The sequence below is a fragment of the Cognatiyoonia sediminum genome (genome assembly GCF_900129845.1).
Classification (GTDB): Bacteria; Pseudomonadota; Alphaproteobacteria; order Rhodobacterales; family Rhodobacteraceae; genus Cognatiyoonia; species Cognatiyoonia sediminum.
In genome coordinates, this window is sequence record NZ_FQXB01000002.1 from 246,982 (window position 1) to 262,236 (window position 15,255).

Sequence of the window (15,255 nt, forward strand, 5' to 3'; positions counted from 1 at the left end):
ACCGAATATAGGGTGCCCAAGTGATAACGACCACATAAGGACAGAGGGAATGCAGCATTTTGTTGTTGTGGGTGCCGGACAAGCAGGATCATCATTGGTTTCCAAGCTGCGCAGCGAAGGGTTCGAAGGTAAGATCACACTGATCGGCGCCGAAGCGGAGCCACCCTATCAGCGCCCCCCTTTGTCAAAAGCGTATTTGTTGGGTGAAATGCCGAAGGATCGGCTGTATCTGCGGCCAGAGAGTTTTTACGCCGATCAGAATATTGAGCTGATGCTGGACACCCGCGCCGTCGATCTGGATGCGGAAAATAAGGTTCTGACGTTGTCGACGGGCGAAGAACTGACCTATGACGCCTTGGCGCTGACCACCGGATCGCATCCAAGGACCTTGCCTGCGGCGATTGGTGGGACGTTGGATGGTGTGATGACCGTTCGCGATTTGCGCGATGCGGACACGATGGCGCCCTACTTCGCCGCCGGAAAGAAAGCTCTGATCATCGGCGGCGGCTATATCGGATTGGAAGCTGCTGCTGTGGCGGCAAAGCGCGGCGTTGACGCGACATTGGTCGAAATGGCGGATCGCATTTTGCAGCGCGTTGCGGCACCACAGACGTCCGATTTCTTCCGCGACCTTCATACCAAGCATGGGGTGAAGGTTTTGGAAGGCGTCGGGCTGGATACACTTCTTGGCGATGAACATGTCAGCGGTGCCAAGCTGACAGATGGCTCTGAGATCGACATTGATTTTGCGATTGTTGGTGTGGGAATCATTCCCGCCACAGCACTAGCGGAAGCTGGAAATCTCGACATAGAGAACGGCATCAAGACGGACGCTCATGCGCGAACATCTGATCCGGCGATCTGGGCCGCCGGAGACTGCGCGACCTGTCATTTCAAAGGGAGCGATATTCGGATCGAGAGCGTTGGAAATGCGATTGATCAGGCAGAGGTCGCGGCTAAGAATATGTTGGGGCTGGATGTTCCTTATCAGCCGAAGCCTTGGTTCTGGTCCGATCAGTACGATTGCAAGCTCCAGATTGCGGGACTGAATATGGGCTACACCGATGTTGTCGTTCGTGCTGGCGATGATGGCGCAGTGTCGCACTGGTACTACGAAGGCGGAACTTTGATCGCGGTGGATGCGATGAATGATGCGCGAAACTATATGATCGGCAAGCGACTGATCGAGGCGGGCAAGAGTCCGGCTCCAGATGTCATCGCGGACCCTGACACCAATATGAAAGCGCTGCTGCGCGCGTGAGGATTATCGGCGGGCAGCATCGCGGAACGCAGCTTGCCGACGTTGGCAAGGGCGACGAAGCCGCACATCTGCGCCCAACGTCTGACCGTGTGCGCGAAAGCCTGTTTAACATCCTGATGGGCGGGCGTTTTGGCGATGTGATAAGCGACGCGCGTGTTCTGGATCTTTTCGCTGGCACAGGCGCACTGGGGTTGGAGGCGCTATCACGCGGGGCTGCACATGCGATGTTTGTTGAGAACGGGCGTGTGGGGCAAAGGCTCTTGTCTCAGAATATCGCGAAACTGCGTCGGGAGGAAGATTGCGAGGTTTTGTCCGTTGACGCGACACTTTTGCCGAAAGCCGTTAAGCCCGTCGATCTGATCTTTATGGACCCTCCCTATGGAAAGGGTTTGGGGCTGAAGGCCTTGCAAGCCGCTAAAGCGTCGGGTTGGGTACAGTCCGGTACAGTGACCGTTTGGGAAGAAGCGTCGCAACAACTTGCGCCGCCCGGGTTTCAAGCCTTAGATCAGCGCCGCTACGGCGATACTTGGATCACGATTTTAGAGGCTGGCTGACGCAGGTGTAAGTTCGCGCTATAGTTTGCACATGTCTGACACAACCGCAGATACTTGGCACTTCCCCGAGAAGACAAAAGAGAGCGTCGAACTCCCCGCGCCTGTTCCGTTCAGTACGCCGGTTCTCATTACGGATTGCGTCACGCCGTTGGCGGGCGAGACAGTCTTATCGTTGATCTTAAAGCGGTTGGACAATCAGCCGTAAGTCGGGTGGAATTTACCGGCGGGCGACAGGGTGAAGATGTCGCAACCATCTGCAGTGATCCCAATAGAGTGTTCAAATTGAGCGGACAGAGATTTGTCGCGTGTCACCGCTGTCCAATCATCTGACAGTACTTTCGTTTCAGGTCGACCGAGGTTGATCATCGGCTCAATCGTGAAGAACATACCTTCTTCCAGCACTGCGCCAGTTCCGGCACGCCCGTAGTGCAGCACATTCGGTGGCGCATGGAAAACGCGGCCCAGACCGTGGCCGCAGAAATCCCGCACAACAGACATGCGGTGGCTTTCGGCGTAGCTTTGGATGGCATGGCCGATGTCGCCGAAGGTGTTGCCGGGTTTGGCCGCTTCGATCCCCTTCATCAGGGAATCGTGCGTCACTTGGATCAACCGCTCAGCTTTGCGGGACAGTTTCCCAGCCACATACATCCGGCTTGAATCGCCGAACCAGCCGTCTTCGATCACGGTGACATCGATATTCACAATGTCCCCATCCTTGAGTTTCTTGTCGCCCGGGATACCGTGGCACACGACATGATTGATCGAAATACAGCTGGCGTGTTGATAGCCTTTGTACCCGATCGTAGCGGAGGTCGCGCCTGCCTCTTCGACCATGTTGCGGATCGCGTCGTCGATGGAACCGGTGGTCGCGCCGGGCACCACAAGCTCTGCGATGTCATCGAGGATTTTGGCGGTCAACTGGCCAGCCTTATGCATTCCCGCAAAGTCGCTGGGTTCATAAATGCGGATACCGTCTTTGGTGATGCGGCCTTTGTCAGTCATGGAACATCTGCGCTGTTTTCTATCGTTCATCCGCACATAGGGGAGAATGCCCGACAAAACCAGATGTCATTAAGGATGTTTAAACGGCAGTGGTTTGCCAACAGAGACGCCGTTGGGATCAATCAGGCAATCAAGCGCCATGACCTCCAATCCTTCGGCGGCTTTGAAGTGTTCCGTATAGTGCGGATCGATGTCGGCGGCGAGCGTGACGGTGTGACAGTCAGTTCGTTGAACGAGATAGAGCATCAAAGCGCGATGACCCTGTTGAACGACCCTCGCCAACTCATCGAGGTGTTTTGCACCGCGCGCTGTGACGCTATCGGGAAATTCTGCAAGCCCAGCGCTGCGCGATAAGGTGACGGATTTCACTTCGACATAGCAATCTGGCAATCCAGCACCGCTGAGCAGGAAATCAATCCGACTGTTTTCGCCGTATTTCACCTCTGGCCGGACCAGATCGTAGCCATCGAAGCGCGGAACCTCACCGGCAATGAAAGCTGCCTTCAGTGCGCGATTGGGAACGGAGGTATCGACGCCGGTGAAATGACCGTTTTCGTGATCCACCAACCGCCACCCGTATTTGAGCTTTTTCTTGGGATCGTTATTCGGCTCCACCCAGATTTTGGTATCCGGTTCCGCAAGGCCCATCATTGATCCAGGGTTGGCGCAATGCGCCGTAATTTCCCTGCCGTCCTCCAGCCGGATGTCGGCCAAGAACCGTTTGTAGCGTTTGATCAAACGTGCTGGGATCAAGGGAGTGGCAAACTTCATGCGGGGAGCTATACCGACAAGAAGACCAAAGGAGAAGCCGGATGCAAAACCCCACCGCCGCGATGCTTGTGATTGGTGATGAAATTCTGTCTGGGCGTACTCGTGACGCGAATATGCATCATCTGGCAAATGAGCTGACCGCCGTTGGGATCGATCTAAAAGAAGTGCGCGTGGTGAGCGATGACCCTAACGCCATCACTGGATCCGTTCGGGAGTTGTCGGATAGATATGACAACGTCTTTACCTCTGGCGGGATTGGTCCAACCCATGATGACATCACTGCCGATTGCGTGGCCAAGGCGTTTGGCGCACACATTGATATTCGTAACGATGCGCGGGAGTTGTTGCAGGCGCACTACGATCGTAATGGGCAAGAACTAAACGAGGCGCGGTTGCGGATGGCGCGTATCCCTGACGGTGCGCTGTTGATTGACAATCCAGTGAGCACCGCGCCCGGGTTCACCATCAAAAACGTGCATGTCATGGCAGGCGTGCCAAAGGTGTTCACCGCAATGGTGGCGAGCGTTTTGGCGACGTTGACGACCGGACAGCCGCTTCTATCGCGCAGTTTGCACGTGATCCGTGGTGAGGGAGATATTGCGGGACCGTTGGGCGTATTCGCTGAGAAGTTTGGTGACCTTTCGGTCGGATCTTATCCGTTTCAGAAGGACGGCGTGTATGGCGCGAACCTTGTTTTGCGCGGTCAGGATGCGGTCAGGTTGGATGCCGCTATGACGGAACTCACAGCGATTTTCGAAGAATGACCTTTCCGACTGCTCAAACGATTTACGACGCGATTGATCACACTTGGCCTGCGGCCGAGTATCTGACGACGGAAAAGTGGACGTTTCGACGAGGTACCGGAGGCGGGAGCCGTGTGAGTGCAGCGACCGCGAATGGCGACGTGAGTGATGATGACATTGTGGAAGCGGAAGCGCAGATGATGCGATGGTCTCAATCCGGGCTGTTCATGATACGCGACGGGGAAACGGACCTTGATCAGCAGTTGGAGCGTTTGGGTTATGTCATCAAAGACCCCGTCACGCTTTATGCCGCTCCGCTTGAAGAGTTGACACAACAACGTCCTCCCCCAGTGAGCAGCTTTGTGTCCTGGCCGCCGCTTGCGAGCCAGAAAGAGATTTGGGCTGATGGCGGGATTGGGCCGGAGCGATTGGCGATCATGGGTCGTGCAGAGGGGCCTAAAACGACGCTGTTGGGGCGTGCAAAGGATACGCCTGCCGGAACGGTTTATGTTGGGATCAGCGGCGCTCAGGCGATGATCCACGCGTTGGAAGTGCACGTCGATATGCGGCGAAGCGGTATGGGGCGCATTCTGACAACCGCCGCGGCCGTCTGGGCAAAGGGCCAAGGCGCGTCTTATTTGTCCCTCGCAACGACCGACGCGAATGTTGCGGCAAACCGGCTCTATTCTTCCCTTGGGATGCAGGTTGTGGGACAGTATCGCTATCGCATCAAACGATAGGACCAAACCGTGAGCAATCAGCCAACCGCCCTCGACCTTCCGATGGTCGATCCTCTGCCGGAACAGACGCAAAAATACTTTGATATTTGCCAAGAAAAGCTCGGCATGGTGCCGAATGTTCTGCAGGCCTATGCGTTCGATATTGACAAGCTGAATGCCTTCACGGCGCTTTATAACGATCTGATGTTGGCCGATAGCGGGTTGAGTAAACTTGAGCGCGAGATGATCGCGGTTTGCGTATCGTCGATCAACAAGTGCTTTTATTGTTTGACCGCACATGGTGCCGCCGTTCGTGCCCTTTCAAGCGATCCGATTTTGGGCGAACGCATGGTGATGAATTGGCGGACTGCGGATTTGGATGGACGTCAAACTGCGATGTTGACCTTCGCCGAAAAGATCACTTTGGCCAGCCACACGATTGTTGAGGCAGATCGGCAGGGCCTGCGGGACGTGGGGTTCTCGGATCGGGACATTTGGGACATCGCCAATGTCGCGGGCTTTTATAACATGAGCAACAGGGTCGCATCGGCCACCGATATGCGCCCGAATGAAGAGTATCACGCCCAATCAAGATGAAGGTTTGGGGGCTACTCTTTCTAGCGCTGATCGCGGCGCCGGCGTTGGCGCAAGACCTTCGCTTGCCAAGCAATGCTGAACTGACGTTCGAAGAGGTCATCCCCGATCTTGGGGGACGATTGCCCAAGGCAGCTTGGGATGGGGCTTCGGTTCCAAGTATCTCGGTCGATGGGGATTTCGTGAACCGCAGCTGGCGGTTGGAGTCTTCGGGTTTGTCTTCTGCTCAGATCATGCGATCCATCCGAGAGCAATTGGCGAATGCGCGGTTTGGGACCCTTTTAGACTGCGAAGCCAGAGAGTGTGGTGGATTTGACTTTCGCTTCGCGATCGATGTGATCCGCCCTCCGCATATGGAAGTGAATCTGGCAGACTACCGGTTCTTGTCGGCGAAACGGGACGACCTTGGTATTTTGGTTCTGACGTCCCGCACGAAGGGTGCCGGTTATCTACAGATCACACAAATCGGCGCATCAGCACAGGACAGTGTGATCGAAACAACCGAAGCGCCAACACAAGGGTTTCAGAGTACGGAGTCCGACCTATCGATTGAGGCTCAGCTTGAGCAGTTTGGCCGCGCGGTTTTGGAAGGATTGGAATTTGAGCGCGGATCGTCCCAGCTTGGCGCAGGTCCGTTTGAGTCTTTGGAAGAGCTGGCCACATTGCTCCGCGCGCGGCCATCGCTGGAGGTGGCCCTTGTCGGCCATACGGATTCGGAAGGGTCTTTGAATGGTAATATCGCCTTGTCCAAACGTAGGGCCGGATCAGTCTTGGAGCGACTGGCAACGGACCTTGGTGTCAGTCGACAACAAATGGAAGCGGAAGGGATGGGGTATCTCTCTCCGCTTGCGAACAATTTGACGTCGGAAGGTCGCGAGGCAAATCGACGCGTCGAAGTGATCATCACCTCAACCGACGGTTAAGCCGCTTCATATACTGCAAGTTCGGAGCCCTCAGACCACATCGCCAGTCAAGCCTTACCCGACTGTTTTGCCTGAAAAAGCGCAAGGTCGGCGTGACTAAGTAGATCATCGATATGGTCTTCCGCGGTTGCCACCACGCCACCGATGGAAAGAGTTACCGTCAATGTGCTGTCGTAATCTCTTAGACTGTACGGGATTGGCGTTAGCAATCGCGCCGCAATAGCCTTTGCCTGAGCCAGATTTACGCAGTTGAGATAGACAGCGAATTCTTCACCTCCGAGCCGCCCACGGACGTCAACGTCTCTCAAGTTGCGTGTTATGCGGTAGGCGATCGCTTTCAAACATTCGTCCCCAGCCGCATGACCATGGGTATCGTTGATGGATTTAAAGTTGTCCGCATCTATCATCAGAACGACCCCACCCGCAGCGCGTATCTCTGAACGTTGGGCTAAGTCAAAGAACGTTCTTCGATTGTTCATCCCAGTCAAACCATCCTTGCGCGACAGGCGAGACAGCTTCTGTTGCAAAGCGACCTGATAGGAACTGATCCAGAAGAAAAGCGCGACCCAAGGACCGCCTACAAACAAAGCACAAAGCGCATAGTAGAGCGTGCGTTCGGGTAGATTGCCTAGAAAAGCACTCGTAAACGCCATTTGCGTCAACATAATGATCGCTAGGATCAATACGATCTTACAGGTCCCGTCTTTCCAGCCTTTCACGGCCAGAAAGCGAAAAAGCCCATCCGTAAAGCGACGCCATGACATGGACCCAAAATCAAAGAGATTTCTTACCTAGCCGCTAAACTTAAAATCCTAATTTCCTGAATTTTCACAAAAAACGCGACCTCCAGAGGGGGCCGCGTTTTGCCAGTGGATGTCTCTGGAAATAACCTAAAACTCTAAAATCACCAGGTATCAGGGCCCTTTTCAGCAAAGGCATGAACAAGGAAATCAATAAAGGCACGCACTTTTGGCTGCGTGAAGCGGCCGGGAGGATAGACCGCATAGATGCCCTGAGTTTCAACAGGCAGGTCGGGGATGGCTTCCTCGACTAGACCTTCTTTCATGGCATCTGCGTAAAGGAAAGATGGGAGGTACGCGATGCCAAGACCACCAATACAGGCGTTCAAGAGCGATTGCCCGTCATTGACTGTCAGCCAACCAGCGGTGCGAACCTGACGCTTTTCACCAGATGGCGCTGTCAGTTTCCAAACGGCGGAGTTCGCTTGGTTGGAATAGTGCAAGAGTTTATGTTCATTCAGATCGTCGATCTTTTGAGGACGACCGTATTCTTCGAAGTAAGCCGGGCTTGCGATCATACGACGGGTCGTGTCCGTCAATTTACGGGCGCGCAGGGTACTGTCTTCCAGCTCTCCAATGCGGACCGCCATGTCGAACCCTTCGGAGATCAGTTCAACATAACGGTTGTTGAGAACCATGTTGACCGTGATGTCCGGGAATTCCGTCAAGAAGTCGCCAAGGATAGGCGACATATGGTTCACGCCGAAATCTGTCGCAACCGAGATACGAAGCAATCCAGATGGTGCGGATTGCATAGACGTCACGAGCGCATCAGCCTCACCCGCGTCATTCAAAACTCGGCGGGCGCGGTCATAATAAGCCAAACCGATTTCGGTTGGGCTGACACGACGTGTTGTGCGGTTAAGCAAGCGTGCGCCGAGGCGCGCTTCTAACGAGGACACGTGCTTGGAGACAGCGGATTTTGAGATCCCCATCTTCTTGGCCGCGTCAGTGAAGCCCCCTTGGTCCACGACTGTGGCAAATGCTTCCATTTCGGTAAGGCGATCCATGCCGATCCTCTGACTTAGTACTTCGATGGAAACTTTTGTGACCGAGAAACAGGGCAGGAATGCGACGTAACGCTGACAATAAGGCGGTTTAACGCGGCACTGGTGAAGGCAACGAAACAAATTTGCCTTATTTGAATAGCCTTTAAATTGTTGAGGCTAGTCGCGTCCCTTGATCGATCGCACGCTTTGCATCCAATTCAGCAGCCACATCTGCGCCACCAATGACATGGATATTCTTACCACGCGCTTCGAGTTCATCGGCGAGAGTTCGCTCAGGCAACTGGCCAGCGCAAAGTACGACAGTATCCGCTTCGATGACTTCGGGATTTTCGCGCGCTTCGCCGTAGCTGACGTGCAGGCCCTGATCGTCGATGCGTTCATAATTCACGCCGCCAACCATTTTGACGTCTTTCATCTGGAGAGATGCACGGTGAATCCAGCCGGTGGTTTTGCCAAGGTTCTTACCCAGTTTCTGAGCTTTGCGCTGAAGTAGCGTAACCTCTCGCGTCGCCTTTTCTGGCTGAGGCCCTTCAACGCGAAGGCCGCCACGTACCGCTTCCGGATCGCCAACGCCCCATTCTTCAAGCCATTCATCTAAGTCTTCTGTCGGGCTGTCATCCGTGACCAAGTATTCGGCAACGTCGAACCCAATGCCACCTGCCCCGACAATCGCGACCTTGTCGCCGACTGGTTTGCCTGCCTTGAGGACGTCGATGTAGGACAGAACGTTTTCCCCATCCTGACCGTCGATTTGCGGATCGCGGGGCATCACGCCGGTTGCGATGATAACCTCGTCGTAGTCTTCCAACAAATCGGCGGTTGCCGTTGTTTCCAGTTGAACCGCGATCCCGCTTTCCGCGACCATGGTTCTAAAATAGTCAACGAGGCCCCAAAACTCTTCCTTGCCCGGGACTTGCTTGGCCATATTGAGTTGACCGCCGATTTCGTCGGATTTGTCGATCAAAGTGACCGCGTGACCACGTTCAGCTGCGGTAAGCGCGGCCGCGAGGCCAGCGGGCCCTGCCCCAACGACGGCGACCGTTTTTGGAGCCTCTGCCGTCTCGACGACCAATTCCGTTTCGAAACACGCCCTTGGGTTCACAAGGCAGGATGACATCTTTCCACTGAACGTATGATCCAAGCAGGCTTGGTTACAGGCGATGCAAGGGGCGATCTTATCTGCCCGCCCCGCTTCGGCTTTGGCCACAAAATCGGGATCGGCCAAGAAGGGCCGTGCCATGCTGACCATATCTGCGCAGCCGTCCGACAATACCGCCTCTGCCACGTCAGGCATGTTGATCCGGTTAGAGGTGATGACAGGGATCGACACTTCGCCCATCAATTTCTTTGTGACCCACGTGAATGCGCGGCGTGGGACGGAGGTGGCGATGGTTGGAATACGTGCTTCGTGCCAGCCAATGCCGGTGTTGATGATGGTTGCACCGGCATCTTCAATGGCTTTGGCGAGTTGAACAACCTCTTCCCACGTTGATCCGTTTGGTACGAGATCAATCATCGAGAGGCGATAAATCACGATAAAATCTGTTCCGACGGCTTCGCGAACCCGACGCACGATTTCTACTGGGAGGCGCATACGATTTTCGTAGGGTCCGCCCCATTCGTCGGTGCGTTTATTGGTGTGAGTAACGAGGAATTGGTTGATGAAGTAGCCTTCAGAGCCCATCACCTCGACGCCATCGTAGCCTGCTTGCTGCGCGCGAGTGGCGGCAGTCACGATGTCAGAGATTTGCTTTTCGATGCCCTCGGCGTCCAGCTCTTTTGGTGGGAATGGCGAAATCGGGGACTTTACAGCGGAAGGCGCCACACATTCGGGGCTATAGGCATAGCGACCTGCGTGGAGGATTTGCATCGCGATTTTACCGTCCGCCGCGTGGACGCGATCGGTTACGATCTTGTGGTTTGCGATGTCATCTTCGGAAAAGAGACCAGCGGCGCCCGGAAATACACCGCCTTCGCGATTTGGGGCCATACCGCCTGTCACCATTAGCGCTACGCCGCCACGGGCACGTGTTGCATAAAACTCTGCCACACGGTTCCAGTCCTTAGTTTCCTCAAGGCCGGTGTGCATCGAGCCCATCAGCACACGGTTTTTCAACGTGGTGAAGCCCAAATCAAGCGGTGCAAGAAGGTTTGGATAATGTGACATAGATGGCTCCCTAGTTAGGTGCATCATGCCTGAGGGTGACGCCTAGGTCACCCCATACGCGGCGTCACATGGTTTCTTTGCAATGCTGACGAAAAACCCGCTTGAACATATCCAATTCCGCTCGCAAAAGATCGATCTCCGCCCGCAGGTCTTGACCGAGAGCTTCCCCTGCGACGACTGGGAAACTGCCAATGGTCTCTTTCCCGTCCGCGGTTACAAAGAGAAAGGTTTGCACACCAGATGAGATATGTTGCGGGTCAAGGTGGAACGACAAGTGCCACTCTTTTCCTTCCCCGTTTTGAACCGGCTCCATTTCCGTAATGATCTTGTCATAGAGCATGACGGAAATTTGTGGTGCCTCGTCGCCGGCAACGCCGCTTAGCAACCCTTCCCACTTTCCAGCGGTCATGCCTAAGGTTTGAACTGTCAGTTTGCTCATTACAACAACCTACTAAAGCTCGGCGCGTGGATAGCGGCAGAATGTGATGTCTCTTACAACGATCTGGTTCATTTTGGGATTTTCAAAGATGAGGTCCATCCAAACATCCCCCAGCCGTTTTTCGTTCAAGTCCGCATAGGCCAGATCAAATTCGACCATGGCGTCCTCTTTGTTGACGGTTAGTTCCTGAACCAGCTGTTCGGTGTTCGGCCCGTTCTTAATGTTGAGACGCAAGAACACTTCCAAGGAGCTTTCCGCTTCGATGAACGACGAAACGCGCAAGATATGTCTGCGTGTCAGGCCCTCGGTTGCATCGCTTGGGAAATCCAAAACAAGTGATAGAAAGCTGCCATTAAAGTTGAAGACGTCGAACTTCAGCCCGAAAGGGGCAAGATCGCCTTCCCGAGTGTTTCTGATTTGACGAAGTGTGATCTCGGACGCAGTGCAATCGTGAAACACTCGCACTTCGTCGCCGAGCTTAGTCTTCGATTGAACCGATGCCACGCCTTGCTTGCTGAGCGGCCCGCGCCAAATCTGCGGGCGCCACGCCCAAAGCGACCCTGATGGTCGCGGGAATGAATTGGACCCAATCCGAGGCAAAGCCAAACGCCCATCCGCCACATGTAGCAGAGTAGTCAGATGTTTCTGGAGGCTTTTTGCCTCCTCCCGCTGTTTTCTAAGGCGCGAAAGTTCCGTCTCCTCTGCCGAAGCAGCTGCCGTCGCCCAGCGGTTCGAGACGCGTCCTTGCGCGAGTTTGTCAAAGAAGCTGTCGCTGCCCTTAGCCATAGTGCCCACTTGCGGTAGAGGTGAAACAACAGAACCGATAACTGTTAACTAAGTGCCAAATGGCAACAAAGATTGAAACCGTTTTAGGTGCCCTCAGCCCCATTCGTTGCATTCGCACTACGCAGTCGACGGAGCGTTTCAATCATAAGGCGTTTGGCGGCCGGAAAGCTCAACGGAGCGCCTGAAATTTCGTTGAGGGTTAGGACCGCGGCGCGTTCTCCAACATCAAAAATGGCGCGCCCCTGAATCGGAGTTGACGGTTCTGAACTGCGGTAGACGACCAGTGCCGCTTCTGTCCCTTGATCAACCGAGAAATCAGGTGAGCCGACACCGTCGAATGCCTGCGCCGATCTCATGAGACTTCTCAACGTGGATTCATTCACCGCAAACGCGCTACCGTCTTCGCCAACTTGCAGTGTCATAAAGGCAAGGCGACTAGGGATCGCTTCAGAACTACTCAAACTCGCGCAAGCGACGATTGCGGCGAACCCTTGAGCCGGATTGCTGGCCCAGCTGTCGACGCAATATCCACTTGGACCTACGGCAACAACGTGGCCGCCGACGAGTGCAAGAGACTGCGCTCCGCCTCCGAGAGACAGGCCAGAAAGAGCAAAATCATCACAGGCGGCGGTAATTGCCAAGCTGGATATGGCCGCCCATCGAGCGGCCATAGAGCGCAAGTGCATCAGAGGTCCATATAGATGTGACGCTCTTCTTTCGCACCGGGATGCGTCACGGCACCTTTCAACGCACCGCCGACAAGCTGTGAATATTTCCACAATGCGCCAGACGAATAGATCGTCTCTTTCGCGCCAGCCCAATTGTCTTTGCGCTCTTGCAAGTCGGCATCGGACAGATCGACAGACAGCTCACCAGAGATTGCATCGATCGTGATCATATCGCCGTCTTTCAGCAAACCGATAGGACCGGCGTGTGCCGCTTCTGGGCCAACGTGTCCAACGCAGAATCCGCGCGTCGCGCCAGAGAACCGACCGTCTGTGATCAACGCCACTTTCTTACCCATGCCTTGACCTGACAGCGCCGCTGTCGTTGCCAACATCTCGCGCATACCCGGGCCTCCAGCTGGGCCTTCGTTGCGGATCACGAGCACTTCGCCTTCTTCGTACTGGCGTGCTTTGACGGCTTCGAACGCGTCTTCTTCGCATTCGAACACACGGGCTGGGCCGGTGAACACTTGATCGTCTTCAGACATACCAGCGACCTTCACAATCGCTCCTTCTGGCGCAAGGTTCCCTTTCAGGCCAACGACGCCGCCGGTTGGTGTGATTGGGCTTTCAACCGGATAGATGACCCGCCCGTCAGCTTCGCCTTCGATGATATCAAGCTCTTCACCCATGGTGCGACCAGATGCAGTGATGCAATCTTCGTGGATCAAGCCCGCTTTGCGCAGTTCTTTCATCACGATCGGCACGCCGCCGGCTTCGTAAAGGTCTTTCGCGACGTATTGGCCACCAGGTTTCAGATCGACAAAGTAGGGCGTGTCGCGGAAGATTTCACATACGTCGAAGAGATCGAAATCGATACCAGCTTCATGCGCAATCGCTGGCAAATGCAGGCCGGCGTTGGTGGAACCACCGGTACAAGCAACAACCCGCGCCGCGTTTTCCAAAGACTTGCGTGTCACGACATCGCGCGCACGGATGTTTTTCTCGAGCAAGTTCATCACCGCTTCACCCGAGGCCACACCATATTGGTCACGGCTTTCGTATGGTGCGGGTGCGCCGGAGGAATTCAACAGAGCGAGACCAATCGCCTCAGACACACAGGCCATTGTATTGGCTGTGAATTGGCCACCACATGCGCCAGCGGATGGGCACGCGACACGCTCAAGTGTCTGAAGGGCTTCGTCCGACATGTTGCCAGCTTGGTGTTGACCAACGGCTTCGAAGACGTCCTGAACAGTGACGTCCTTGCCTTCCAAACGGCCCGGAAGGATGGAACCGCCGTAGATAAAGACAGACGGCACGTTCAACCGAACCATCGCCATCATCATGCCCGGCAGGGATTTGTCACAACCAGCAAGACCCACAATCGCGTCGTAGCAGTGGCCACGCATTGTCAATTCAACAGTATCGGCAATCGCTTCGCGCGACGCCAAGGAAGACCGCATGCCTTCATGGCCCATGGCGATCCCGTCCGTCACGGTGATCGTTGTGAATTCGCGAGGCGTACCGCTCGCCGCTTTCACGCCGAGCTTCACGGATTGTGCCTGACGGTTCAAAGCAATGTTGCAAGGCGCTGCTTCGTTCCAGCAGGTTGCGACACCCACGAAAGGTTGTGCGATGTCCTGCTCATCCAGACCCATCGCATAGTAGTAAGAGCGATGCGGTGCACGTGACGGCCCTTCTGTGACGTGGCGGCTGGGTAGGTTTGATTTATCTGCCTTGCCCTTGAGCATAAGGAATCCTCCGAAAATCTGTTGCGGAATGGTCTAAATTGCGCTGGGTTAGGACACAAGCCGCAATAGAGGCCAAATCATCTCGATCGGAGCTTCGAACTTGCAGCGCACACCTCGCCCCCCACACCTAGAACGATTTTTTGCTCCGGCAGCCATCACACCGCAGATTGGCAAGGTCATTCGCGTGATGATCGGGATCGAAGTGATTTTTTGGATCACATTTGCGGTCACGTCGCCGCTTTTCTTCGACGAGGACGGTGACGGGCCGTTTCCAATGGATACGCCTGTGGGGACGACGTTGACTTTTGCCGCCTTTGGCATTGTCTTGGTGCTTTTCCACGCTTTGGCCGTTTGGGTGCATCAGCGCGGTGTAGAATCCATGCTCGGTCCGCTTGATGCGTGTTGGCGAGATTTCAAAGCTTCGCTCAAATGGGTCGGAGGATTGGCCGCAGTCATTTCCATCGCGTCCTTGGTTGGAACCGATCCAGATCAGATCGAGATGCGACCCATTCCAACCTGGGTTTTCTTTGGCGTGGTCGGCGGCTTTTTCATAATCATTCAATCGATGACCGAAGAGGTTATCTACCGCGGATATTTGACCCAGCAGTTGGCTGTTTACAGACCTCAAAGATGGGTCTGGGTTTGGATTCCGTCGCTGATTTTTGGGGCCAGCCACTACTTTAATGGCTACGGTCCGGCGGATGGTCTGGTCAATGTGATTTGGGCGACCTGCCTTGGCCTGGCTTGTGTCGACCTGACGGAAAGAACAGGCAATATTGGCGCCGCTATCGGCCTGCATGCTGCTAACAACCTTTATGCCACTTTGTTCATAGGAATCGAAGGCTGGCCGAACTCCGGCCTCGCACTGTTCTTGGTGGAGTATTTCGATCCACTCGTCTTCGACTACAGCCTTCCAGCCTTCTTCGATCCCGTGAACCTGTTCCAGCTTCTCTATGCCCTCTTTATTCTTTGGATGATGTGGATGGCGACACGCATTGCGATCAGAGCGTGATTGCAAAACCAGACGCCACGTCATATCTCGGGTGAAGGGAAATTAGGGCACAGGC

At 54.9% G+C, this 15,255-nt stretch carries 17 protein-coding genes; 8 read left to right on the forward strand and 9 right to left on the reverse strand.

Annotated elements, in window-relative coordinates; translation table 11 throughout:
• Window positions 1-49: 49 nt before the first annotated feature.
• From BUA85_RS09505 to BUA85_RS16805, 3 genes are read left to right on the forward strand one after another with little or no spacing between them, the layout of a single operon-like run.
• On the forward strand, window positions 50-1,261 hold the full coding sequence (locus BUA85_RS09505) for an NAD(P)/FAD-dependent oxidoreductase (protein ID WP_072900702.1): 1,212 nt from the start codon (window positions 50-52) through the stop codon (window positions 1,259-1,261).
• Window positions 1,258-1,815 (forward strand): 16S rRNA (guanine(966)-N(2))-methyltransferase RsmD, encoded by a 558-nt coding sequence (rsmD, locus tag BUA85_RS09510; protein ID WP_072900703.1) that lies wholly within the window; start codon window positions 1,258-1,260, stop codon window positions 1,813-1,815. The genes BUA85_RS09505 and rsmD overlap by 4 nt, the downstream gene beginning before the upstream one ends.
• A 31-nt stretch (window positions 1,816-1,846) precedes the next feature.
• Entirely contained in the window at window positions 1,847-2,020 is a 174-nt protein-coding gene (locus BUA85_RS16805) for a hypothetical protein (RefSeq protein WP_165611605.1), read from the forward strand.
• On the opposite strand, the gene map is transcribed toward BUA85_RS16805, so the two are convergent.
• Together map and sfsA are read right to left on the reverse strand one after the other, a co-directional pair.
• Entirely contained in the window at window positions 2,011-2,817 is an 807-nt protein-coding gene (gene map, locus BUA85_RS09515) for a type I methionyl aminopeptidase (RefSeq protein ID WP_072900704.1), read from the reverse strand. The two genes, BUA85_RS16805 and map, sit on opposite strands and share 10 nt — an antisense overlap.
• A 69-nt stretch (window positions 2,818-2,886) precedes the next feature.
• Window positions 2,887-3,588 (reverse strand): DNA/RNA nuclease SfsA, encoded by a 702-nt coding sequence (sfsA, locus tag BUA85_RS09520; protein WP_072900705.1) that lies wholly within the window; start codon window positions 3,586-3,588, stop codon window positions 2,887-2,889.
• 41 nt (window positions 3,589-3,629) lie between these two features.
• On the opposite strand from sfsA, the gene BUA85_RS09525 reads away from it, so the two are divergent.
• From BUA85_RS09525 to BUA85_RS09540, 4 genes are read left to right on the forward strand one after another with little or no spacing between them, the layout of a single operon-like run.
• Window positions 3,630-4,352: a competence/damage-inducible protein A gene (locus tag BUA85_RS09525; protein ID WP_072900706.1), complete on the forward strand. Its 723-nt coding sequence runs from the start codon at window positions 3,630-3,632 to the stop codon at window positions 4,350-4,352.
• A complete protein-coding gene (locus tag BUA85_RS09530) occupies window positions 4,349-5,071 on the forward strand; it encodes a GNAT family N-acetyltransferase (protein WP_072900707.1) in 723 nt (240 codons plus the stop codon). The genes BUA85_RS09525 and BUA85_RS09530 overlap by 4 nt, the downstream gene beginning before the upstream one ends.
• Before the next feature lie 9 nt (window positions 5,072-5,080).
• Window positions 5,081-5,647, forward strand: a complete 567-nt coding sequence (locus BUA85_RS09535; RefSeq protein WP_242649036.1) for a peroxidase-related enzyme — start codon at window positions 5,081-5,083, stop codon at window positions 5,645-5,647.
• A complete protein-coding gene (locus tag BUA85_RS09540; protein WP_072900708.1) occupies window positions 5,644-6,567 on the forward strand; it encodes an OmpA family protein in 924 nt (307 codons plus the stop codon). The genes BUA85_RS09535 and BUA85_RS09540 overlap by 4 nt, the downstream gene beginning before the upstream one ends.
• 47 nt (window positions 6,568-6,614) lie before the next feature.
• Here BUA85_RS09540 and BUA85_RS09545 read toward each other — a convergent pair whose 3' ends face one another.
• From BUA85_RS09545 to ilvD, 7 genes are all read right to left on the reverse strand, one after another.
• Window positions 6,615-7,331: a GGDEF domain-containing protein gene (locus BUA85_RS09545; protein ID WP_083526235.1), complete on the reverse strand. Its 717-nt coding sequence runs from the start codon at window positions 7,329-7,331 to the stop codon at window positions 6,615-6,617.
• A gap of 140 nt (window positions 7,332-7,471) precedes the next feature.
• Window positions 7,472-8,377: a LysR family transcriptional regulator gene (locus tag BUA85_RS09550; protein ID WP_072900709.1), complete on the reverse strand. Its 906-nt coding sequence runs from the start codon at window positions 8,375-8,377 to the stop codon at window positions 7,472-7,474.
• 142 nt (window positions 8,378-8,519) lie between these two features.
• Window positions 8,520-10,544: an NADPH-dependent 2,4-dienoyl-CoA reductase gene (locus BUA85_RS09555; RefSeq protein ID WP_072900710.1), complete on the reverse strand. Its 2,025-nt coding sequence runs from the start codon at window positions 10,542-10,544 to the stop codon at window positions 8,520-8,522.
• A 64-nt stretch (window positions 10,545-10,608) separates the two neighbouring features.
• Complete coding sequence (locus BUA85_RS09560) at window positions 10,609-10,983, reverse strand: hypothetical protein (protein WP_072900711.1); 375 nt, start codon at window positions 10,981-10,983, stop codon at window positions 10,609-10,611.
• A 12-nt stretch (window positions 10,984-10,995) separates the two neighbouring features.
• Window positions 10,996-11,769, reverse strand: a complete 774-nt coding sequence (locus BUA85_RS09565; RefSeq protein WP_072900712.1) for a DUF6478 family protein — start codon at window positions 11,767-11,769, stop codon at window positions 10,996-10,998.
• Window positions 11,770-11,852: 83 nt separating this feature from the next.
• Complete coding sequence (locus BUA85_RS09570) at window positions 11,853-12,455, reverse strand: hypothetical protein (RefSeq protein ID WP_131802784.1); 603 nt, start codon at window positions 12,453-12,455, stop codon at window positions 11,853-11,855.
• The gene (ilvD, locus tag BUA85_RS09575; protein ID WP_072900714.1) at window positions 12,455-14,188 is read right to left on the reverse strand and encodes a dihydroxy-acid dehydratase; all 1,734 of its coding nucleotides are present in this window, start codon (window positions 14,186-14,188) and stop codon (window positions 12,455-12,457) included. The genes BUA85_RS09570 and ilvD overlap by 1 nt, the downstream gene beginning before the upstream one ends.
• A 100-nt stretch (window positions 14,189-14,288) precedes the next feature.
• Here ilvD and BUA85_RS09580 point away from each other — a divergent pair, with 100 nt between their 5' ends.
• Window positions 14,289-15,200 (forward strand): CPBP family intramembrane glutamic endopeptidase, encoded by a 912-nt coding sequence (locus BUA85_RS09580; protein ID WP_131802785.1) that lies wholly within the window; start codon window positions 14,289-14,291, stop codon window positions 15,198-15,200.
• Window positions 15,201-15,255: the final 55 nt, after the last annotated feature.